Below are 21,547 nucleotides of genomic sequence, written 5' to 3' on the forward strand. Positions count from 1 at the left end.
TCTCACCTCCCATGATGCGTTCTGTTATCCCCATCTTCGATTACTCCGAGATGCCGTTCGAGACCGTCTGGATTCCGGAATCGATAGCAGCCTGTGGCTCGGAGTTCTGCGCCCAGATGTCGACGAGCCACGTGTACCAGTTCTGCGCGTTCGGGTCGCCGTTCGGGACCTTCGGGTGGTAGAAGTAGTCGCCGTCTTCGGCCATCTCGACGTACTTGTTGAGCGTCTTATCGTAGTACGGGCTGTTCTGGAAGGTGTCGGACTCGTAGATGCTGTTCGCGGCGGGCAGGTGACCGGCTTCGGCACCCCACGAGGGGTTCTGCGTGGTCATCCAGTGGGCGACTTCGGCGGCAATCTCCGACTTGGCGTCGCTCCGGCCCTCCTTCTTCGGGAGGACGATGGAGTGGCCGTCGGCCCAGACCTTATCCTGCTGTTTGTTCGGGCCGACGGTCGGTTCGAAGAAGCCCCAGTTGAGGTCGTCGACGCCGGACAGGGCGGCGACGTACCACGTCCCGTTCATCGCCATCGCGCACGTTCCGTTCTGGAAGGCGTTGTTCCCCCACGTGTCCTCGCTCGTGGCGGGGGCCCATCCCATGTCGCCGGTCATGTCGGAGAAGAGTTGGGCGATGTTCATCCCGGCCTCGCTGTCGAACGTCGGGTTCCACTCGTCGTCGTAGAGGCTCCCGCCCTGCTGTTTGACCCAGGAACTCCACGTCCGGAACGACCCGAATCCGTCGTTGTACGGCGACTGCGTAAACGCGTGAGCGTCGGTGTTCTCGACGACCGCGTCACCCGCCTGCCGGAACTCCTCCCAGTTCGTCGGCGGGCTCTCGGGGTCCAAGCCGGCCTGCTCGAACAGGTCCTTGTTGTAGTACACGCCGATGGGATGCATGTCCATCGGCAGCGCGTTCACGTTGTCGTTGACGGTGACGAGGTCCCAGTGGCTTTCGGTGTAATCGCCTTTAATCGACGCCGTGTCGGCGTAGGACCCGATTGCGTCGATACCGCCGTCCCACGCTCGCAGGTACGCGGCGTGCATGACCGCCATGTCGGGCGCTTCGCCGCCGGAGAGGGCGGTGAACAGCTTGTTGTAGTACTCGTTCCACGGGGTGCGTTGGCGGTTGATGGTCACCTCCGCGTCCGTGTCGAGCGGCTGTTCCTCGTTGAACTTGTTGACGATGCTCTCCATAATCGGCCCTTCGCCGCCGCTGAACAGTTCCCAGAACGTGAGCTCGTAGGACTCACTCCGCGTGTTGCCGGAACTGCCGCCGTCACTGCTGTCGCCGTCACCGCCGCCACTTCCGCTACCTCCGCTGTTGTCGCTGTTACCGGCACAGCCCGCGAGTGCGACGGTTCCCGCGACTCCGGCAGATTTGATAAACTTCCGACGGGTCCTGCTAGTGATAGCTTCTCGAACCATGTGTCATGTGTGTATGTATGGGCATGGATTAAACTATTTTCCGTGACTAATTCTGCCGGTAGATGAAATCCGACGTACTACTCGCTCGCCCGTCTGTCGTGGCGGCGCAGAGAGCGAGCGCCGTTCAGACTGCGCTCGCGTCCCCGAATGACGCGACTTCGAGCGGAGGTAACCACAACTATTATTAGTTCTCTTGGCAACCCACGAACAATGAGTACTGTTAGCATCGAAAACGTGCGAAAAGTCTACGGTGGCGACTCGGATATTGTCGCCGTCGACGACATCAGCTTCGAGATAGCGGACGGTGAGTTTCTGACTATCGTCGGTCCATCGGGGTCGGGCAAGTCGACGTTGCTCCGTATGATTGCGGGTCTGGAAGATATCACAGAAGGGACGATACGTATCGGGGACCGGGTCGTCAACGGCGTCCAGCCGCAGGACCGGGACGTCGCGATGGTGTTTCAGAACTACGCGTTGTACCCGCACATGACCGCGCGCAAGAACATGAGTTACGGGTTGCAGTTGACGACCGACCTCCCCGAAGACGAGATAAACCAGCGGGTGATGGACGCGGCGGAGATGATGGGTGTCACGGACCAACTCGACAAGCATCCTGGAAACCTCTCTGGAGGACAGCAACAGCGTATCGCCACGGGCCGCGCCATCGTGCGCGAGCCGTCCGTCTTCCTGTTCGACGAACCGCTGTCGAACCTCGACGCCAAGCTCAGACTGCACATGCGGACGGAACTCCAGCAACTCCAGGACACGCTCGGGACGACGACGGTGTACGTCACTCACGACCAAGAGGAGGCGATGACGATGTCCGACCGCATCGCCGTTGTCGACGGCGGCGAACTCCAGCAGATAGGGACGCCGGAGGAGATATACAACGAACCTCGGAACCTGTTCGTGGGCGACTTCGTCGGGAACCCGCCGATGAACCAGTTCGAGGTGCGACTGTCGGGCACGTCGCTGGTCGCCGACGGCTTCAGTTACGACCTCTCCGAGCGAGTTCTCGAACATATCAAGCAGTACGCCGATGGCGTAGACGAGTTCGTACTCGGCATTCGGCCCGAGAACATCACCCTCACAGACAGCGACGAGCCCAACGCGGTTCGAGCGTTCCTCGACGTCCGCGAGCCGGTGGGGTCGGACAACTACCTCCACTTCGACATCGAGGGCGAGGAGTGCTGGGTCCGCGTGCCTGGCGATGTCAAACCCGACACGAACCAAGAGCTGTCGCTCGCCTTCGACGAGGAGCGGTTGCATCTCTTTCGGCAGTCTGACGGCATCAACATTCTCGCACAAGAAGAACCACCGTTAGAGGCGACGGCTGGGCAGAGCTCCTGATAGCGGCCCTGTGAAACGCAACGAACTCGGTTTTCCGGAGAGCTACGGCTGATACGTGGAGCTAGTTTTATCGGAGGGAGACGCGAGCGACGCGTCGGTTCGATTCGTCGGTGAAGGCCGTAGTCGGCACTACGGTTAGTCTCCGGCGAGGTGCGGCGACGCTATCGACGCCTCCCGAATCGCCGCCGATACAACCCGTGGATGACTGAACTTCCCATGCCCGCCCCGTGGTCTTGGGACGCACAACTACATTCTGAAATACAGAATAGGCTCCCCCCGAGTTGATCCGGCGGGACCGCCCGCAACGAACTAGTAGAAGCCGTCGGTTACTCCGGTGAACGATGGTTACACTGTACGTGCATAGACACGAAACCAAAGATAGTGTAAGAACGACTATACACAGTCCCTTTTTCCGGTGGGTGGTACGAGACCGGTGGTCGTATTACGGCCGACTGTCTCCGTCGGTTCGACTCCCGACCATCGAGCGGTACGCCGATGAGTACAGTCTCCATGGTGTTCTTAATCTCAGAAAGTAGTTTCCATACTCACGCTGTGTTTCTCCTCTCGGTCATCAATAAGTCCGGACAGTGCAATCCCATTACATCCGTATCGTTGTAATTTGGTTTATCTTTGCCCTCTCGGTTGGTACTGAAGAGGCCATAGAAGGCTGAAATCCCTCCCTCTCGAAGCTGTTCTCTAATACGGAATCCGTTTCCGTATCCATACCGGTCCGCCAACGTCCGACAAGCGTCCCACCGAACGTACCCCGAAGGAGTGGCCCGGTTGCGAGTCGACGTGGAGTGAGAGAGTGGCTACGCAGGCTGCGGGGTCGACGCAGATGACAAACCCCGGACACGAACCGGGAGAGCGTGTCGTCGGACTGTCGTAGTTCGCGTAGTGGCCTCACGGCTCGCAACTCCGCTCTCGACGACGTTTGCCGCGTACGCCTCCACCGACCGGAGGTGAGTCGATAGCATCCTGCCATGGTTCTGGTCGCATTCCCCGCTCAGCGAATCGCGGTGTCGTTTTCGAACGGATTTCGGTTCTTTATATTGCGACCCTACTGAAATAGCACTGGCCTATGAAGAAAATTCGAACATTCTGGATAATGTGAATTTTCCGGATAATTTAAAATACTGGTTGTATTGTGGAGGCTATGGGCCTTCGATACTCCTTTCAGTACGCTCTCACGGATAATCGTTGAGAAAATCTGGATTGTGGGCTGTCGTTTCTCTCTGTCCTTTGACTTTCCTATACTATCGTTGCATGAGATATGCATGGCTACGAGGTTTTCGAAGGGAAAAGACCGGGTCACATCGCTATGGCGGTCACTCTCGTGGGCAACGGTTTTTGACCCGCACGTAACCGTCTCCGATACTATTTATACCAGAAGCGATATTGAACTGATATGGGCCCACAGCGACAGCGTAGAGTCTCAGTTGAACCCGTTCGACCGCCGAAGCGACGTTCCCCGGGAGACCAACCATGTCGTTGACGGGGGCGTTCACGAACGCGATTCTCCCGATACTCGGCGTCGCCGTCGTCGGCTATCTCCTGGCGCGAACGACGGACATCGATGTCGAACCGATAAACACGCTCGGGCTGTACGTGCTCATCCCGGCGTTGGCGTTCCACAGCATCGCCACGACGACCCTCGGCGGCGGGGAGGTCCTCAAACTCGGCCTCGGCGTCGTCGGCTACTCCCTTCTCATGATCGTCATCGCGTGGGGCGTCGGCCGACTCGCGGGCGAGTCGGGCCCGCTCCTCGGCGCGCTCATGCTGGCGGCGGCGTTCCCGAACTCGGGCTTCGTCGGCATCCCGCTTTCCGGATTCGCCTTCGGTGAGGTCGGACGGACGACCGCCGTTATCTACCTCACCATCCAGAACGTCGTGGTCTACACGCTCGGCGTCTACATCGCGTCCAACGGCTCCGACGCGGGCGCACTCGACGCCGTCACCGAGATATTCCGTCTCCCGCTGCTGTACGCCATCGTCGCCGGCGTCGTCGCCCGCGCGCTCGGGGTCGTCCCGCCGGCCGACGCGGCGCTCATGGAGACCGTCGGCCTCGTTGGCGACGCGTCGATTCCGGTGATGTTGCTCATCCTCGGCATCCAACTGGCCGAGACCGACGTGTCCGCGATATCGCGGTCGGTCGCCCCGTCGGCGCTGAAGCTCGTCGTCGCGCCGCTCGTCGGATTCGGCCTCGCGCTCGCGTTGGGCTTCGGTGACCCGACAGTCGCAAAAGTGTTCGTTCTCGAATGCGCCACGCCCGCCGCGGTCATCCCGCTGGCGCTCACCATCGAGTACGCCGACGAGACGACAGTCGACGGCATCACCGCGCCCGAGTACCTCAGTACCACCATCTTCACCACCACCGTCGCCAGCGTCGGCGTCCTGACCGTCCTCGTGGCGGTCCTCCAAGCTGGTGCGCTGTTCTGAACCGACTCGCGACGGCCGTATTCGGGCTGTCGCCGTCGGACCCCGCTACTTCACGTCTCGAAAACAGCCTCTGCGGTGCGCTGCTTGCATCTCGTACACTTTCGGATACGCGTCTCGTCACCCGACGCGGAGTCGGTGCTGGTTGTGTTCTCGTAAACGGGGTGGGACCGAGCGGTCGCCACGTCTCGCGGGTATTCAGAGTACTGCCGGCGTACCAACGTCACGACATCGCTCGGCGCTCACGCGGGGCGGACGCACAGAACGGAACTCGACTGGCGACCACGACTGACCTCTCCTCGTCTCGTAAACGCTCGGTGACGGTGTAGCTATTACAGGCGTACTCTTGTAATGGATGTGTGACGAACGTACGTCAGTAATGCCGACCAAAGATGCGGGCGAGTACCGACACGACGCCGAGCCACCCGCGTGCCTGCTCACCTCATTTTCGATATGAAAACCCGTGTTTGAGGAGTCGCCCTCGGCCCCCCACGCGACTCGCGTTCGACACGCAAACGACGCCGTTCGTGGCGGTCGGAATCCGCATCTGCCGCGCGAGGCGAAAATCGTTCGGATCGACGAGACGGAACAGTCCGCCGATGTCGGTACGGTACCCTCGCTTCGGCCGCGTTTCTCGGTCAGCCACCGACTAATTCGCGCTCGCGTCGCCCTCGAATGTATATCTGTATTAATAATTTACAACACGAGAACGGAGCAGCCGCCGACGCGAGTGCCGACTGGGCAACTGGAGACGAACCGGAGTTTGAACCGCTCTTCCATCGGTTCAGTGGCAAAAAATCCACGACCTGCTGCTCCGAGCCACTGTTTCCCTCTCGAAAATCGCGGCTCGGCCACGGCCGCTCGGTGGGTCCGGCAAGCGCGTTCGGCCCACCAAAATATTTAATAATTGATACTGTTTGACTCAACACGTCATGGTATCCGAAAAGCGGTTCGTCCAGCCGGACGACGTGGAGACGATTCGATTAGACTGGGGCACGCTGAAGTGGATGAACGCCCCCGAAGTTACTGGCTCCGAGGGGTTCAGCGCCGGCATCGTGTTGCTCGAACCCGGGAAGGGCCACGAGCGACACACCCATCCCGACAGCGAGGAGATACTGTATTTCCTCGGCGGCGAGGGCGAACAGACCATCGAAGATGAGACGCGCACGGTCGGCGCGGGCGACATGGTTCACATCCCGAGCGGCGTCGAACACAGCACTATCAACACCTCGTGGGAGCCGCTTCGGTTCCTCGCGGTCTACTGTCCACCCGGCCCGGAAGCCGTGATTCGCGAGGACGACGACGCGACGGTCTTCCCGCCCGGCGAGTTCCCGGACAACTGATTCGAGCGCACGAGCGCCCCCGTATCGACGACGGCGCGGCCGCGTCGCTCGCCGGACACTCGGCTGCCGGTCGATTCTTCCGAAATATTAAAGTCGCACGCGATGGCCTGTCAATCCGGATGAAGTATACTCGTGCTGAATCACTCGACCGTATCGAAGCCACGATTGAAGCCGGTGACCCGGTCATCGGTGCCGGCGCCGGTACCGGCATCTCCGCCAAGTTCGCGGAGCGCGGCGGCGTCGACCTCCTCATCATCTACAACTCGGGACGCTACCGGATGAACGGTCGCGGCTCCCTCGCCGGCCTCCTGCCGTACGGCGACGCCAACGAAATCGTGGTCGAGATGGGCCACGAGGTCATTCCGGTCGTCGAGGACACGCCGGTGCTCGCCGGCGTCAACGGCACCGACCCCTTCCGCGACATGAGCGTGTTCATCGAAGACCTGCGTCGCCGCGGGTTCTCGGGCGTCCAGAACTTCCCGACGGTCGGACTCATCGACGAGGACAGCAGCTACCGGAAGAACCTCGAAGAGACCGGGATGGGCTACGACAAGGAAGTCGAGATGATTCGCGAGGCGAGCGAGCAGGGGATGCTGACGTGCCCGTACGTCTTCACCGAAGAGCAGGCCGCGGCGATGACCGAGGCCGGCGCGGACGTTATCGTCTCGCACATGGGGCTGACGACTTCGGGCGACATCGGGGCGGAGACGGCGCTCGACCTCGACGACGCGGCCGAGCGCGTGCAGGCGCACCACGACGCCGCCAAGGCGGTCCGCGACGACGTACACGTCATCTGCCACGGCGGCCCCATCGCGTGGCCCGACGACGCGGCGTACGTCCTCAACAACACCGAAGGCGTCGTCGGCTTCTTCGGCGCGTCGAGTATCGAGCGCCTCGCCACCGAGGAGGCCATCGAGAATCAGGCGCGCGAGTTCAAGGAAATCGAGTTCTAGAGGGGTCTCCAAGCCACAGCTACCGAATACGGACCGTCGTGAGGGCTGTTCCGCGCCGTCAAACTACTCGACTGCGTACACCTTCGCGTCCGTCCCGCCGAAGTACAGTCGCCCGTCGACGAGCGCCGGACTCGACCCGACGCCGCGCCCGTCGATTTCCATGAACCACTCTTCTTGCCCGTCCGTCGTGATGGCGTGGACGCCGACGCCGTCGCCGTCCGACTGCCGGTGCGTTCCGACGTAGAGCACGTCTTCAGTCAGGACGGGACTGCTCCCGACTTCCAGCGCCGGCGTCTCGAAGCTCCAGTTCTCAGCGCCGCTCCCGCGGTCGAAGCGGAACACCTTCGCGTGGTTGGTCGTCGGGTCGTCGAGCGTGTTGTACGGCGTGTGACCGACGTAGACGGCCTCCTCACCGACGGCGACTGACCCCGAGATGTACCGGCCCGCCGTGTCAGCGAGCCACTCCTGTTCGCCCGTCGCCGCGTCGGCGGCGTGGACGTTCCCGTTCCAGTCGGTGAAGTAGACGGAGCCGTAGGCGACCGCCGGACTCGACCATATCATATCGCGGGTCTCGTAGGTCCACTCGACCTCGCCGGTCGACCGCGACAGCGCGTACAGCGCCTCGTCGGAGGTGCCGACGTACACACGGTTGTTCGTAACGGCCGGAGTGCTGACGACCTCGTCACCGACTTCGTACCGCCACTCCGTCTCCCCCGTCTCGGCGTCGAGGGCGTACACCCAGCCGGTCTCCGAGACGTTGGCCTCCTCGGCGTACCACGCGCACGCGAGGTTGTGACAGCCGACCCCGGTGTAGACCGTGCCGTCCCAAACCGTCGGGCTCCCGCGAATCAGCCCGTCGAATCCCCGCGACCAGCGTTTCTCGCCGGTCTCGGCGTCGAGCGCGTACAGATGTTTGTCGTACGACCCGATGTAGACGACGCCGTCGGCGTAGGCCGGCGTCCCCTCGATTCGGTGTCCGGCCTCGAACGACCAGCGTTTCTCGCCGGTCTCGGCGTCGAGCGCGTACAGCGCGCTGTCCGCGCTCCCGATGTAGACGGTGCCGTTGGCGACGATTGGGCTCCCCCAGAACGCGTCGTCCGCCTCGAACGTCCACTCTACCGAGGGCTCCGAATCGAGGGGTGACACGTCGCCGATGTAGCCGGTGTTGTAGCGTCCTCCGCGGAACGTCGGCCACGAGGTGACGGGCTCGGACACGGGGTGGCGCTCGGACGCGGACGCCACCGGGCGTTGACATCCCGCGGTGAACGCGAACGCGGACGAGGAGAACGCGGCGAGAAACCGTCGTCGATTGGTCCGTTTCATGTCCCGTGTGTTCGAGTGTCACGAAATAATATTGTCGACTGGCTGACGGCGACCGGGGTGAAAAAACGACTTCGAAATGCGAGACTGAGCGCCGAGATAGAAACCGGAACGAGAGCCGAACGAGAGCCGCGGAGAACATCGAAACGAGAACGGACCGAAACGGAAGCGAGGTGGAAGAACGGAGCGCGGTCGGTCGCAGCGAGGGGCGCGAGGCCGGCGCGGTCAGACGACGAGGTACTCGTCGAGGTCTTCGGATTCGAGTTCGTCCACGGTGCCTCCGTAGACGATGTCGCCCTGGTCGAGCACGTAGCCGCGGTCCGCGATGCGGAGCGCCTCGCGGACGTTCTGCTCGATGAGAAGCACCGTCAGTCCCTGGTCGGCAATCTCCGTGATGGAGTCGCCCACCGCCTTGACGATTTGCGGGGCCAGTCCCTCGGTCGGCTCGTCCAGCAACAGCAGTTTCAGGTTCGGCAGCCTGAGCGTCCGCGCGATGGAGAGCATCTGCTGTTCGCCGCCCGAGAGCGTCCCCGCCTGTTGGGTGCGCCGCTCGTCGAGCCGCGGGAACAGGTCGTACAACTCGTCTATCGACATCGTGCTCTCGCCGCCGCCGAGGCCGCCCCGACGGATGGTGTTCCACCAGCCGCGCGTGATTTTCGACATTTCGAGGTTCTCCTCGACCGTCAGTTCGGTGAACAGCCGCCGCCCCTCGGGGACGACGCCGATGCCGCCCATGGCGATGTTGTCGGCCGGCCAGTCCGTGATGTCGTCGCCGTCGAACCGAATCGACCCCGAACGGATGGCGGGCGGTTCGGTCCCGGCGATGCTGCGGACCGTCGTCGTCTTCCCCGCGCCGTTGCGGCCGAGGAGCGTGACGACCTCGCCCTCGTCGATATCGAGCGAGACGCCGCGGAGAATGTGGCTCGGTCCGTAGTAGGCGTGCACGCCGTCGAGTTCGAGCAGGCTCATTGCTCTCCACCTCCGAGGTAGGCCTCGCGGACGGCCGGATTCTCCCGAATCTCCTCGGGAGTCCCCTGCGCGATGAGCCGTCCTTGGTGGAGCGTGAAGATGCGGTCGGACACGTCGAAGACGATGTCCATGTCGTGTTCGACGAGGAAGATGGTCATCCCCCAGTCGGCCAGCAGGTCGTGGATGAGGTTCACCGTCATCTGCGTCTCCGTCGGGGACATGCCGGCGGTCGGCTCGTCCATGAACAGCAGGTCGGGGTCGGTCGCCAGCCCGATGGCGACCTCCAAGCGCCGCTTGTCGCCGTACGGGAGCGAGCCGGCTTCCATCCGGGCCTTCGAATCGAGGCCGATGGTGTCGAGGATGTCGTTCGTTCGCGATTGGACCTCGTCGAACGAGTCCCGTCGGCGGAAGAAGTTGACCCGAAAGGAGCCGTGTTCGGCCGCGAACGACGCGACCTGCACGTTCTCGCGCACCGTGAGTTCGGGGAGAATCGACGCGGTCTGGAACGACCGGCCGACCCCGAGCTGTGCGATTTCGAACGGTTTCATCCCGACGAGCTCGGTGCCGGCGTAGGACACTTGGCCCTCGGTCGGGTGCAGGCGTCCGGTAATCGTGTTGATGAGCGTGGATTTGCCCGCCCCGTTGGGGCCGATGAGCGAGACGAGTTCGCCTTCTTCGACGTCGATGTCGACGTCGTCGAGCGCCGTGAGCCCGCCGAACTCCTTGGTGAGTCCGCGGGTTTCGAGCAGCGCCATCAGTCCTCACCTCCCGGGGCGTCGCCGGTCGAGTCGCCGCCCGTGACTCGGGCCCTGACCGCGGCGACCAGCTCTCGGGGGTCGCGGAGCGCGCCGGTGAGCGCGGTAATCATCCCCCAGATGCCGTCGCGGTAGACCCACACGACCGTGGTAAAGGAAAGCGACAGCAGGAGCAGCCAGTAGTTGCCGAGCGTCGGGAAGCCGTTGACGATGCCCTTGAAGTAGAAGAACACGAACGTCCCGATGACCGGGCCGGCGAGCGTCCCGAGGCCGCCGAGGACGGTCATGACGACCACGTCGCCGCTGACGGACCAGTAGAGGCGCTCGACGCCCGCGAACTGGGTGTTGACGGCCATCAGCCCGCCGGCGAGGCCGACGATGGCCGCAGAGAGGAGAAACGCCGCGAACTTGTAGCGCCAGACGTCGAGACCGACGAACGCCGTCCGCGTCTCGTTCTCGCGAATCGCCTTGAAGATGAGCCCGTAAGGCGACTTGCGGATGCGCGTGATGGAGGCGACGACGGCGACGAAGAAGACGCCGACGAAGAGATAGAGGTTGTTCACGACGAGTTCCCCGAGGAGGCCGCCGTACTGGTGTTCCAGTTCGAAGACCCCGAGAACGGCCGACCGCGGCACTTCGAGGCCGTTTATCCCCTTCGTGATTTCCACGAGCGGCTCGCGGGCGAGGAAGTAGAGGAACTGCCCGATGGCGAGCGCCACGATGGAGAAGTACACCGTGTGGAGGCGCAGGAGAATCAGCGCCGCGACCGCCCCGAGGGCGACCGCGGCCAGCGTCCCGACGACGATGACCGCCAGCGGGTCGTTGTACACGTGAATCGCGAACAGCGCCGCGGCGTAACTCGCGGTCCCGAAGAACATGGCGTGGCCGAACGAGAGGAGGCCGGTCTGTCCCAAAAGGAGGTTGAATCCGAGCGCGAATATCGACCAGATGAGGATGGTAATCGCCAGCCCGTGATAGCCCTGGAAGACGTCCGAGACGACCGGCGCGCGGCCGAATGCGTACGAGAACAGGAGGACGAAAAGCACCGACGACAGGAGGACGAACGACTCGGTGTGTTTGATTCGGTCCCAGGTGTCCCAGCTAATCAACGACGATGCTTCGGCTACGGTCTTGTGGATGTTGTCCGTGCTCATTGTCCGATCTCCGCCGAGGGGAAGATACCGCTCGGCCTAATCGTCAGCACCACGATAGCGAGCAGGTAGATGCTGGCCTGCGTCATGCTCGGTTCGAGTTCCGTCGCCACCGCGAAGGTGAGCCCGGCGAGGAGCGCGCCGACGACGGTCCCGCGCAAACTGCCGACGCCGCCCATGATGACGATGACCAGCGACGGGATGATTATCTCCATGCCGATTTCGGAGGTCACGTTGAAAAGCGACCCGCCGAGAACGCCCGCGAGTCCGGCGTACGCAGCTCCGACGGCGAATATCAGGAGGAACGGCCGCCCGATACGGATGCCGAGCATCTGCGTCATCTCGGAGTCTTCGGTCCCCGCCCGGACGGCGAGGCCGTAATCGGTGTACTTGAAGAACGCGAAGATACCGGCGACGAGCAACAGCGTGAGCGCGACGACGAGGACGCGTATCGTCGAAGCCGCGCTCATTCCCGGCGGCGTTCCGATGACGGGAAGGGATATCGCGCCCGTGAGCCACTCCGGACGCGGGTAGATGGTCCCCGTTCGGCCGAAGAGGATGGCGACCAGCTCTTGGGCGGCGATGAGGATGCCGAACGTGACGAGCAGTTGGTCGAGGAGTTCTCGTTCGTAGAACGGTTTCGCAATCCAGCGCTCCATCGCGACGCCGACGACGAAGATGACCACCGGCGTCAACACGAGCGCGGGGACGAACCCCCAGTCGAGGCCGACCTGCCCGAAGTCGCTCAACAGCCCGCCGTACTGTTCGCTCGACGCGATGAGAAGCCCGATGTACGCGCCGCTCAGGTAGAGGACGCCGTGGGCCATGTTCACGTACTTAAGCGACCCGAACACGATAGACAGGCCGACCGCGACGAGCAGATACAGCGACGCGACGCTCAGCGCGATGAAGAGGAATCCGACGACGCCGTCGACGTTCATCGCAGCCACCTCGGTACAGCTGTGAGTAAGCAGTTCATGGTGTGCACGATTATTCATGAATTCTTCAGTATGTTAATCTTGCGTTTCGCTGACTGTTGACACGGCAGCGGCCCGCTCTCCGGGTGCGGCGGGGGTCGTCTCCGGGCGTCAATGTGAGGCCCGTGCGACCGAGAAAAAGCGGCGTTCGAGCAGTCGAACGCGGGTGAAATGACCGCGGAGGGAGTCTCGACTGCCCAACAAGGGAGTTGGTACGTTGTATTCGTATCGAGGCGCGGTCAGGCTGTCACTCGTCTCCGTACTCGTTGTCGTCCATGGCGCAGTTGGACGCCGGGAACTCGCTGCACTCGTAGACGAGCGGGTCGGTCGTCTCGACGATTTCGGTCCGGATGCCGAGCTCCTCGGCGCGGTCGTCGCCGACGCCCTGCACCATGTACCACGGGCGTTCGACTTGGTGGTCGCACGTCCGGAACGCGGAGTCGCCCCACGCGAGACTCCACTCGAAGTCTTCGAGCGTTCGGACCACGGTCGGCGGGTGGAACGTGCCGGCCTCCTCGACGGCGGCGGCGTACACCATCATCGACTCGTAGGTGTGCAGCGAACTCTGATTCGGCGTCTCGTCGTACTCCGCCTGGTAGGACTCGACGAACGCTTGGCTCGCCTCGTTGTCGGCGTTCGGGTTCCACGGCTCCATGCCGAGGACGCCCTCGGCGTCCGCGCCGAGCGGGTCGAGGGTGAACGCGCTGACGTGCGGGATGATGACGTCGATGTCGTCGGTCAGGCCGGCGTCTCGCAGTTGCGCGAGGCCGCTGGCGGCGAAGTTGCCGAAGCTGGAGAAGTACAGCGTGTCGGCTCCCGAGTCTTCGAGCGCCTGAATCTGCGAGCTGTGGTCGGTCTCGCCCTCCGCGATGGCGGCACCGCCGGCGTCCTCCCAGGGCCCCTGCTCGGTGAGGTACTTGCGGGCGGCGTCGCGGTTCGACTGCCCGTAGGAGTAGTCCATGTAGATGTGGAACAGCGAGCGGTCCTCGCCGAGGACCGAGGGCGCGGCCTCGCCCATCGCCATCCCGATAATCTCCGCGTGGAACGTCGGGTGGAAGTAGTACCGCGAGCAGTTCTCGCCGGAGATGCCGGCGGACGTGGAGTTGCCGCCCATGAACGGGACCTTCTCCCGCTGGGCGACGTTCTGCATCGCCATCGTCACCGTACTGGACATCCCGCCCGTCCAGAACTGGATGTTGTCCCGCTGAATCATCCGCTCGATGTTGTCCTGTGCCGTGTCGGCGCTGCCGGCGGTGTCGGCCTTCGTCGGCTCGACCTGGTGGCCCATGATGCCGTCGCCGCTCAGTCGGTCCCAGTAGTCGACGAGGCCGCCGCCCTCGTTCAGGTGCTTCACCGCGAGGTCGAAGCCCTTCTCCTGGTCTTGGCCGTCGGGACCCAACGCGCCGGAGGTCGGCCCGTTGAAGCCGATGCTCACGGAGTTCCCCTCGGGCGGGAAGTTCCCGATTGCCTCGTAGTCTTCGCCGCCGCCGGAGGAGTCGTCACCCCCGCCGCCCCCGGCGTTGTTCTCGCCGTCAGAATCTCCGCCGCCGTCACCGCCGCCGCCGTTACCGCCGCCCCCGCCGGAACAGCCCGCGAGACCGGCGGTGAGTCCGGCCGTCCCGATTGCTTTCAGATAGCGTCGCCTGGATTCGTCAGTTAGCGCTGGTTGATCAGTCATGTTTCTTCGGAACGCTGGTAGTGACATGGTGGCATGGTATAGTTAAACTTTGTGATTATACAGGTAGAAAACAGGTCGAACGACCGACTGCGAGCGGGAAATTCCGCCGGTCGGTGTTTCGAGCGTCGCTGCTCGCGGGGCGACACGCGGCCGTCTCGGTGGAGCTATTGGGTCGTCGAAAGCGGCCTCACGTCGATGTCGGTCGTCTCACGCCGCGGCCCGCATCCGGCGGTCGATAGCTTCCGCGAGGGTGAGCGCGAACTCGTCGTCGTTGATGTTCGCCGGCGATTCGATGACTTCAACGTCGTCGTCGAGGTGTTCGCGGAGCGCGTCGAACAGCGCGTCGTCGGCCTCGGGGTCGTAGAACGCCTCGCCCTCCGCGTCGAGCATCGAGACGCCGCCGAGCGGGAGCGCGAGCGTGGTCGGCCCGGTCGCGGCGTTGAGTTTCTCCGCGATGATGCGGCCGAGTTCGGCGTTCTCCTCGGGCGTCGTCCGCATCAGCGTCACTTGCGGATTGTGGACGTGGAACTGCCGACCGTCGAACTCGTCTGAGATGGAGTCTTTCGGCCCGAAGTTGACCATGTCGAGCGCGCCGGTCGAGACGACCTGCGGGATGCCGCGCTCGGCCGCGGCGTCGAGTCGGTCGGGCCCCGCCGCGAGGACGCCGCCGACCAGTTCGTCGGCCCACTCGGTCGTCGTAACGTCGAGCACGCCGTCGATGACGCCCTCTTCGATGAGCGACTCCATCGCCCGGCCGCCGGTCCCGGTCGCGTGGAAGACGATGGTCTCGTAGCCGCGCGCTTCGAGCCAGTCGCGCGCCGTCTGGACGCACGGCGTGGTGACGCCGAACATCGTGATGCCGATGGTGGGCTTCTCCTCGGTCTCCACGTCCGGTTCGTTCGACACCATGCCGACCATCGCGAGCGCCGCGTTGGAGATGACGGTCCGCGAGAGCTGATTGAGCCCCTCGATGTCCGCGACGGAGTACATCATGGCGATGTCGTGGTGGCCGATGTACGGCTCCGTGTCGCCCGAGGCCATCGTCGACAGCATCAGTTTGGGGACGCCCATCGGCAGCGCGCGCATCGCGGCCGTCGCGACCGACGTGTTCCCCCCGCCGCCCAGCCCGAGGACGCCGTCGAGTCGGCCCTCGCTGTGGAGTCGGGACACGACGACGGCGGCACCGTCGCCCATGGTTTCGATGGCCTTGCCGCGGTCGCCGGCCTCCCGAAGCGTTTCGAGGGTGCTCCCGCCCGCCTCGGCGACGGCCGCGGCGTCGGTGTCCGGTTCGATTTCCGGATCGCCCAGCACGCCGACGTCGACGAGATGGACTTCGACCCCCTGTTCTTCGAGCACGTCGCGGGCGAACCCGATTTCCTCGCCTTTGGTGTCGAGCGTGCCGACGATGACGACGCTCATCGGCCACCCGCTTCGGGCCGCTCGCGCCGGGTCGGTCCGCCCCCGTGGTTCGAACCCTCGACGCCCCTTGGCGTCGCCGCCGGTACGACAGACTGTGTGTGTGCGCGGTTCATACGTGCAACGGAAGCAACACGACAGACAATAATTAACATTGGGGTTAGGCCAACGTTCACCGGCGACTGAGGCGGTGAACCGGGCGGTCGCTCCTTGCCGCCGGACAGTACATTCAAGTAATGTTAGTTCATGAAATTCGGTAGCCCACCACAATGAGCCTGCGGACGTAACGGCGATACACCCGTCACACCTCGTCGAGCGGTTCGGGCGAGCGCGCGGGGGGAGAGCCGTCTGTCCGCTCGGCCCGTTGGCGGGGGACGCGGCCGGGGTGCGCTCCCCGAGAGCAGCGCAACCCTGCATCGAACGGTAACCGACGATAGCGACCGACGCAACACTATGACACACGACGACACGACACGGGAATCGAACCCGAACGACGACGGCGACCGACTGAACATCAACAGACGCGACTTCATGAAGGTAAGCGGCGCGGGGGCGGCGAACTTCCTCGGGGCCAGCGGCGTCGCGCAGGCGCAACAGCTCACCGCCGACGACACGATTCGCCTCGTGGCGACGGAGGGCGACGTTCTCGCGGCGTACACGAACGAGGAGTCCGTCATCGAGGGGTCGGGTCTCGCGGACGCGATATCCGACTGGCGCGAGGGCGACCTGACGACCAACTCCCTGTTGACGGGCATCAACAGCTGGCGAAACGGGACGGAAATCGAGACCGCGGCGGACTCGTTTTCGTGGGTCGCGACCGCGCCCGACGAGATGGCGGACACGGCCAATCCGACGCTCGTCATGCACGAGGGCGAGGAGTACGAAATCGAGCTCTCGAACGCCATGGACGAGGACATCACGTTCATGCTCGCGGACCCGACCGGCGAGGTGATGGAGTCGTTCTCCACGATGGAGGGCTCCGGCGACTCGGAGACGGTCAGCTTCACCGCCGAGTCGTCGATGGCGATGTACTACGCCGAGGAACACCCCGAGCAGATGCGGGGAAGCGTCGAGATAACGCCGCCGCCGGCCGAGGACACCATCAGCGTCCTCATGATGGGCGGTCCGCAGGGCGGCAGCCACAACGCGCCCGCACGGCAGGTCCAGCTCACCGAGTACATGCTGGACCGCGGTATCGAGGTCCAGTACACCGACCGACTCGAAGACCTCGAACCCGACGTGCTCCACCGCTACGACGCCTGGGTTATGATAGACAACCGCGGCGCGAACTACGGTCAATCGCTGACCGCGGAACAGGAGCAGTCCATCGTCGAGTTCGTCGAGAACGGCGGCGGCTTCATCCCGATTCACAGCGCCTCGGCCTGTTTCACCGGCTCGGAAGCTTACATGAACCTCGTCGGCGGCGAGTTCGCTGCCCACAACTACGGCGAGATGACGACGAACTTCGCCCAGCCGAGCCACCCCATCCTGTCGACCCTCGACCCCATCACGGTCGAAGACGAGACGTATCGCCACACGAACCTCAACGACGACATCGACGTACTCGCCTACGCGCAGTTCCCCGAGGGCGACAGCATCCCCGAGTACGACGAGGGACGCGACCAAGGCGAACCGTGGTCGTGGACCCGCACGCAGGGCGACGGCCGCGTCTTCTACACCGCGTGGGGTCACGGCAGAGCGCCGTGGGCGACCGACGGCTTCAAGGCGCTCATCGAGAACGCGATTCGCTGGGTCACGAAGAACGAAGACACCATCGCCGACGACACCACGGTCCTCAACGACTTGGAGTTCATCGACGCCGACATCCCGTACTATCCGCCGCCGGAGGGGAGCCTCCTGACGCCGGAGGTCCCCGAAGAAGTCGGCAGCGGGACGAGTTGGAACAAGATGCAGCGGGCGCTGAACCCCAGCGAGACGGTCCGGCGGACGATTACGCCGGAGGGGTTCGACCTCGAACCGTTCGTCACCGAGGCCGACCTGCCGGACGACGCGCGGGGGAACATCCTCGACGCGAAGTTCGACGCGCGGGGTCGCGTCTGGCTGTCTGTCACCCGCGACTACCCCAACGAGCTCGGCCAGGGCCGCGACAAAATCGTCGTCTGCGAGGACACCGACGGCGACGGCGAGGCCGACGAGTTCACCGTCTTCGCGGACGGCCTCTCGATTCCGACGAGCATGGTGGTCGTCGACGACGGCGTCGTCGTTGCGGACCTCGATGACCCCGGCGAGAGCGGGAAGATGGTCCACCTCGCTGACACGGACGGCGACGGAGCGGCCGACGAACGGACGGTCCTGTTCTCCGGGTTCGGCAACGGCGACACCCACGCCGGCCCCAACGAACTGGCCCACGGCATCGACAACTGGATTTGGGGACAGGTCGGCTACTCCGGCTTCAGCGGCACCGTCGCCGGCGAGGAGCGAGACTTCAGCTCCTCGGTCTTCCGATTCAAGCTGGAAGACGGCTCAGTCACGGACTTCGAAATCGTCGGCACGCTCCCGGGGAACCAGGCCGGCCTCGGCTTCACCGAGGAGGGCCTCGCCTTCGGCTCGGCGGCGACCTCCGGGCGACCGAGCAACTACTTCGCCATCCCGCATCAGTACTACGACCTCATCGAGGGGACCGGGCCGAACGACTTCGGCGCGGCGTCCGACACGAACCGATTCCTCCCGGTCACGGACCGCGTCCGGCAGGTCGACCTCCACGGTGGCTACACCGCGGCGACCGGCCACACCATCTACACGGCGCGTGAATATCCCGAGAAGTACTGGAACAACACCGGCTTCGTCGGCGGCGGAACGGGTAATCTGCTCGGGACGTTCTTCCTCTCGCAGGACGGTGCGGGCTACACCAACCATTACGCCCACAACATCGCGGCCGCGACAGATGCGTGGTTCGCGCCGTCGTACTCCTCCGTCGGCCCGGACGGCATGCTCTGGTTCATCGACTGGTACAACTACATCTACCAGCACAACCCGACACCCGACGGCTTCGAGAACGGCCCCGGAAACGCGTACATGTCCGAGGTGCGCGACCACGCGACCGCCCGACTCTTCCGCGTCGTCTACGGCGACGACGACGGCTACGAGCCGACCGACCTCTCGGACGCGAGCGTCTCAGAACTCGTGGCGGCGCTGTCGAACACGAACATGTTCTGGCGGCGGACGGCCCAGCGGCTGTTGGTCGAACGGAACGAGACCGGCGCGCTCTCGGCGCTCGTCGACCTCGTCACGACGGAGACGCTCGACGAAACCGGCCTCGACCCGGCGGCGATTCACGCGCTGTGGACGATGCACGGCCTCGGCGCGCTCGACGCCGACACCGGAAACGCGACCGCGATTCAGGCCGCGCTCGGCGCGCTGACCCACTCCTCGGCGGGCGTCAGGCTCACCGCGCTCCGCGTCCTCCCGTCGACGGCGGAGACGCGGGGAGCGATTCTCGATAACGGCCTCCTCGACGACGAAGACGGGCGAGTCGCCATGTGGGCGCTCGTCGCGCTCGCGCAGACGCCGGCCGACGACGCGTCCGGCGAGGCGGTCTACGAGATGATTAGCGACGAGTCGAACTACCGGGACACGGTTCTCGTCGACGCGGCGTCGCTCGCCGGCGCGACCCACGCCGACGGCTTCATCCCGGCGTACGAGGCAAACGAGGACACGAGCGACGGCGGCGACGGCGGCGACGACCTGCCGAACCTCCTCGAAAACCCCTCGTTCGAGACGCCCGCTGGCGGCGACACCGGCGACACCGGCGACGCCGATGCGATGCCCGTCGGCTGGTCGAACACGGGCTACTCCGGGTCGCCCGAGTTCTCGTACGCCGAGACGGGCTACGAGGGCGACCGGAGCATTCAGGTGTCGTCCTCCGAGGGCGCGGACGCCTCGTGGAACACGACCGTCGCGGTCGACCCGAACACCGAGTACACCCTCTCCGCGTACGTCAGGACCGACGGCCTCGAACTCGTCGACGGGACCGCAATCGGTGAGGGACCGCTCGGCGCGACCATCAACGTCGAGCAGATAGCGAACACGGACTCGGGCACGCAGTGGGACACCATCCCGTCCGGACTGACCGGCACCAACGACTGGACGGAACTGAGCACCACCATCGACAGCGGCGACCTCGAAGAACTCCAGATTAACTGCCTGTTCGGCGGCTACGGCGAGGCGACGGGGACGGCGTGGTTCGACAGCGTCTCGTTGACCGACCCGGACGGCACCGACGTGCTCTCGAACGGTTCCTTCGAAGAGAGCACCGGCAGCAGCGAGCCGGCGATGCCCGCCGACTGGTCGACGAACACGTTCACGGGTACCGCCGAGTACACCTACGCGGACGTGGGCCAGGATGGCAGTCAGAGCGTCCAAGTCACGTCTTCGGAGGGCGCGGACGCGGTCTGGCTTGCCGACGGCATCTCGGTCCAGCCCGAGACGGAGTACACCCTCAGCGGCTGGATAAAGACCGAGAACGTGCAGGCGAGCGACTCGGCCCGCGGCGCGCTGTTCAACGTCCACAGCACGGACTTCGAGACGGAGCCGCTGACCGGAACGAACGACTGGACGGAGGTGAGCACCACGTTCACGACGGGTGCCGACACCTCGACAGTTCAGATTAACTGCCTGTTCGGCGGCTTCGGCACGGCGACGGGGACGGCGTGGTTCGACAACGTCTCGCTGACCGACCCCGACGGGAACAATCTCCTGCCGAACGCGTCGTTCGAGGAGGGAACCGGGACCGACTCCCCGTCGGACCCCGAGACCCCGGCGAACTGGGAGGGGACTACCTACGGCGGCACGGCCGAGTTCACCTACACCTCGGACGTGTCGCGGACGGGCGAGTACAGCGTCCGCGTCGACTCCACGGAGGGTGCGGATGCGTCGTGGACCCAGTACCGCGACGACCTCAAACCGAACTCCGAGTACCGATTCCGCGCATGGGTCAGGACCTCGGACGACTTCAGCAACTCCGAGGACGGAACCGGGGAAATCGGAAGCTCCTACGGCGTCACCATCAACGTCCACTCACTCGGACAGGGCTCTGTCACCGACTACTACACGGATCCCGTCGAGGGCTGGCAACTGCTCGAAACGACGTTCTCGACCGGCGCGTCGCCCGGCGAGTTCCAGCTTAACCTGCTGTTCGGCGGCTGGGGCGACGCCACCGGCACCGTCTGGTTCGACGACACCGAACTGACGCGCATCGGCGGCTCCGGCAACGGGCTGGAGCTCGTCTACGACCGCGTCACTGCGCACGTCGAGGCGACTAGTGGTGACGGCGGCGACGACGGCGGCGACGACGACGGCGGCAGCGATGTCATCCCGTCGGGCTCGACCATCGAACTCGAAGCCGAGAGCAACGAGGGCTGGACCGGCGTCGCGCCGTCCGGCATCGCGGACGCGACGAATCCGACGCTCACCCTCGAAGCCGGCGGCGAGTACACGTTCACGTGGACGAACCGCAACGGCGCGCCTCACAACATCGAAATCGTCAACGGCGACGACGCCGTCGTGAACGACCTCTCCACGTCGTACCTCGCGACCGAAGGCGAGTCACAGAGTATCACGTTCACCGTCACCGACGCGATGGCGGAGTACGTCTGTCGCGCCCACCAGCTACGGATGCGCGGCACCATCGAAATCGCGAGTTCGGGCGGGAACTGAGCGGCCGAGACGCGTTCCGACCGCGGTCCGCGGCGTCTTTTCTTTCGTGTCGAACTCGAACCGAGCGACGCGGAAAATCAGTGCGCCAAGCGCGTCGCGGCGA

General features: G+C 64.4%; 13 protein-coding genes. 5 read left to right on the forward strand and 8 right to left on the reverse strand.

The window, feature by feature from the left end; translation table 11 throughout:
- Nucleotides 1–40: 40 nt before the first annotated feature.
- Nucleotides 41–1,420 (reverse strand): ABC transporter substrate-binding protein, encoded by a 1,380-nt coding sequence (locus ACSR87_RS16440; RefSeq protein WP_498531305.1) that lies wholly within the window; start codon nucleotides 1,418–1,420, stop codon nucleotides 41–43.
- Nucleotides 1,421–1,630: 210 nt separating this feature from the next.
- On the opposite strand from ACSR87_RS16440, the gene ACSR87_RS16445 reads away from it, so the two are divergent.
- From ACSR87_RS16445 to ACSR87_RS16460, 4 genes are all read left to right on the forward strand, one after another.
- Nucleotides 1,631–2,770, forward strand: coding sequence for an ABC transporter ATP-binding protein (locus tag ACSR87_RS16445; RefSeq protein ID WP_498531306.1), 1,140 nt, complete (start codon nucleotides 1,631–1,633; stop codon nucleotides 2,768–2,770).
- Nucleotides 2,771–4,255: 1,485 nt separating this feature from the next.
- Nucleotides 4,256–5,209 carry an AEC family transporter gene (locus tag ACSR87_RS16450; RefSeq protein ID WP_006600105.1) on the forward strand — a complete coding sequence of 318 codons (954 nt, stop codon included), beginning with the start codon at nucleotides 4,256–4,258 and terminating at the stop codon, nucleotides 5,207–5,209.
- Nucleotides 5,210–6,138: 929 nt separating this feature from the next.
- The gene (locus tag ACSR87_RS16455; protein ID WP_498531307.1) at nucleotides 6,139–6,549 is read left to right on the forward strand and encodes a cupin domain-containing protein; all 411 of its coding nucleotides are present in this window, start codon (nucleotides 6,139–6,141) and stop codon (nucleotides 6,547–6,549) included.
- A gap of 119 nt (nucleotides 6,550–6,668) precedes the next feature.
- Nucleotides 6,669–7,502: a phosphoenolpyruvate hydrolase family protein gene (locus ACSR87_RS16460; protein WP_004041312.1), complete on the forward strand. Its 834-nt coding sequence runs from the start codon at nucleotides 6,669–6,671 to the stop codon at nucleotides 7,500–7,502.
- Between the two features lie 63 nt (nucleotides 7,503–7,565).
- On the opposite strand, the gene ACSR87_RS16465 is transcribed toward ACSR87_RS16460, so the two are convergent.
- From ACSR87_RS16465 to ACSR87_RS16495, 7 genes are all read right to left on the reverse strand, one after another.
- The gene (locus tag ACSR87_RS16465; RefSeq protein WP_498531308.1) at nucleotides 7,566–8,825 is read right to left on the reverse strand and encodes an outer membrane protein assembly factor BamB family protein; all 1,260 of its coding nucleotides are present in this window, start codon (nucleotides 8,823–8,825) and stop codon (nucleotides 7,566–7,568) included.
- Between the two features lie 222 nt (nucleotides 8,826–9,047).
- Nucleotides 9,048–9,791: an ABC transporter ATP-binding protein gene (locus ACSR87_RS16470; RefSeq protein ID WP_006600107.1), complete on the reverse strand. Its 744-nt coding sequence runs from the start codon at nucleotides 9,789–9,791 to the stop codon at nucleotides 9,048–9,050.
- Nucleotides 9,788–10,546, reverse strand: a complete 759-nt coding sequence (locus ACSR87_RS16475; protein WP_006600108.1) for an ABC transporter ATP-binding protein — start codon at nucleotides 10,544–10,546, stop codon at nucleotides 9,788–9,790. The genes ACSR87_RS16470 and ACSR87_RS16475 overlap by 4 nt, the downstream gene beginning before the upstream one ends.
- Nucleotides 10,546–11,700 carry a branched-chain amino acid ABC transporter permease gene (locus ACSR87_RS16480; protein ID WP_498531309.1) on the reverse strand — a complete coding sequence of 385 codons (1,155 nt, stop codon included), beginning with the start codon at nucleotides 11,698–11,700 and terminating at the stop codon, nucleotides 10,546–10,548. Before ACSR87_RS16480 ends, ACSR87_RS16475 begins: the two co-directional genes overlap by 1 nt.
- Entirely contained in the window at nucleotides 11,697–12,638 is a 942-nt protein-coding gene (locus tag ACSR87_RS16485; protein ID WP_004041317.1) for a branched-chain amino acid ABC transporter permease, read from the reverse strand. Before ACSR87_RS16485 ends, ACSR87_RS16480 begins: the two co-directional genes overlap by 4 nt.
- A 283-nt stretch (nucleotides 12,639–12,921) precedes the next feature.
- Nucleotides 12,922–14,352 carry a substrate-binding protein gene (locus tag ACSR87_RS16490; protein ID WP_498531310.1) on the reverse strand — a complete coding sequence of 477 codons (1,431 nt, stop codon included), beginning with the start codon at nucleotides 14,350–14,352 and terminating at the stop codon, nucleotides 12,922–12,924.
- 207 nt (nucleotides 14,353–14,559) lie between these two features.
- Nucleotides 14,560–15,771, reverse strand: a complete 1,212-nt coding sequence (locus ACSR87_RS16495) for a Tm-1-like ATP-binding domain-containing protein (protein ID WP_498531311.1) — start codon at nucleotides 15,769–15,771, stop codon at nucleotides 14,560–14,562.
- A 450-nt stretch (nucleotides 15,772–16,221) separates the two neighbouring features.
- Between ACSR87_RS16495 and ACSR87_RS16500 the strand changes: the two genes are divergently transcribed.
- Nucleotides 16,222–21,444: a PVC-type heme-binding CxxCH protein gene (locus ACSR87_RS16500; protein WP_498531312.1), complete on the forward strand. Its 5,223-nt coding sequence runs from the start codon at nucleotides 16,222–16,224 to the stop codon at nucleotides 21,442–21,444.
- Nucleotides 21,445–21,547: the final 103 nt, after the last annotated feature.

Source organism: Haloferax sp. SDI50, assembly GCF_059802635.1.

Coding starts and splice junctions, on each gene's coding strand:
- ACSR87_RS16440 (WP_498531305.1), bottom strand. CDS start 1,420: ATGGTTCGAGAAGCTATCACTAGCAGGACCCGTCGGAAGTTTATCAAA.
- ACSR87_RS16445 (WP_498531306.1), top strand. CDS start 1,631: ATGAGTACTGTTAGCATCGAAAACGTGCGAAAAGTCTACGGTGGCGAC.
- ACSR87_RS16450 (WP_006600105.1), top strand. CDS start 4,256: ATGTCGTTGACGGGGGCGTTCACGAACGCGATTCTCCCGATACTCGGC.
- ACSR87_RS16455 (WP_498531307.1), top strand. CDS start 6,139: ATGGTATCCGAAAAGCGGTTCGTCCAGCCGGACGACGTGGAGACGATT.
- ACSR87_RS16460 (WP_004041312.1), top strand. CDS start 6,669: ATGAAGTATACTCGTGCTGAATCACTCGACCGTATCGAAGCCACGATT.
- ACSR87_RS16465 (WP_498531308.1), bottom strand. CDS start 8,825: ATGAAACGGACCAATCGACGACGGTTTCTCGCCGCGTTCTCCTCGTCC.
- ACSR87_RS16470 (WP_006600107.1), bottom strand. CDS start 9,791: ATGAGCCTGCTCGAACTCGACGGCGTGCACGCCTACTACGGACCGAGC.
- ACSR87_RS16475 (WP_006600108.1), bottom strand. CDS start 10,546: ATGGCGCTGCTCGAAACCCGCGGACTCACCAAGGAGTTCGGCGGGCTC.
- ACSR87_RS16480 (WP_498531309.1), bottom strand. CDS start 11,700: ATGAGCACGGACAACATCCACAAGACCGTAGCCGAAGCATCGTCGTTG.
- ACSR87_RS16485 (WP_004041317.1), bottom strand. CDS start 12,638: ATGAACGTCGACGGCGTCGTCGGATTCCTCTTCATCGCGCTGAGCGTC.
- ACSR87_RS16490 (WP_498531310.1), bottom strand. CDS start 14,352: ATGACTGATCAACCAGCGCTAACTGACGAATCCAGGCGACGCTATCTG.
- ACSR87_RS16495 (WP_498531311.1), bottom strand. CDS start 15,771: ATGAGCGTCGTCATCGTCGGCACGCTCGACACCAAAGGCGAGGAAATC.
- ACSR87_RS16500 (WP_498531312.1), top strand. CDS start 16,222: ATGACACACGACGACACGACACGGGAATCGAACCCGAACGACGACGGC.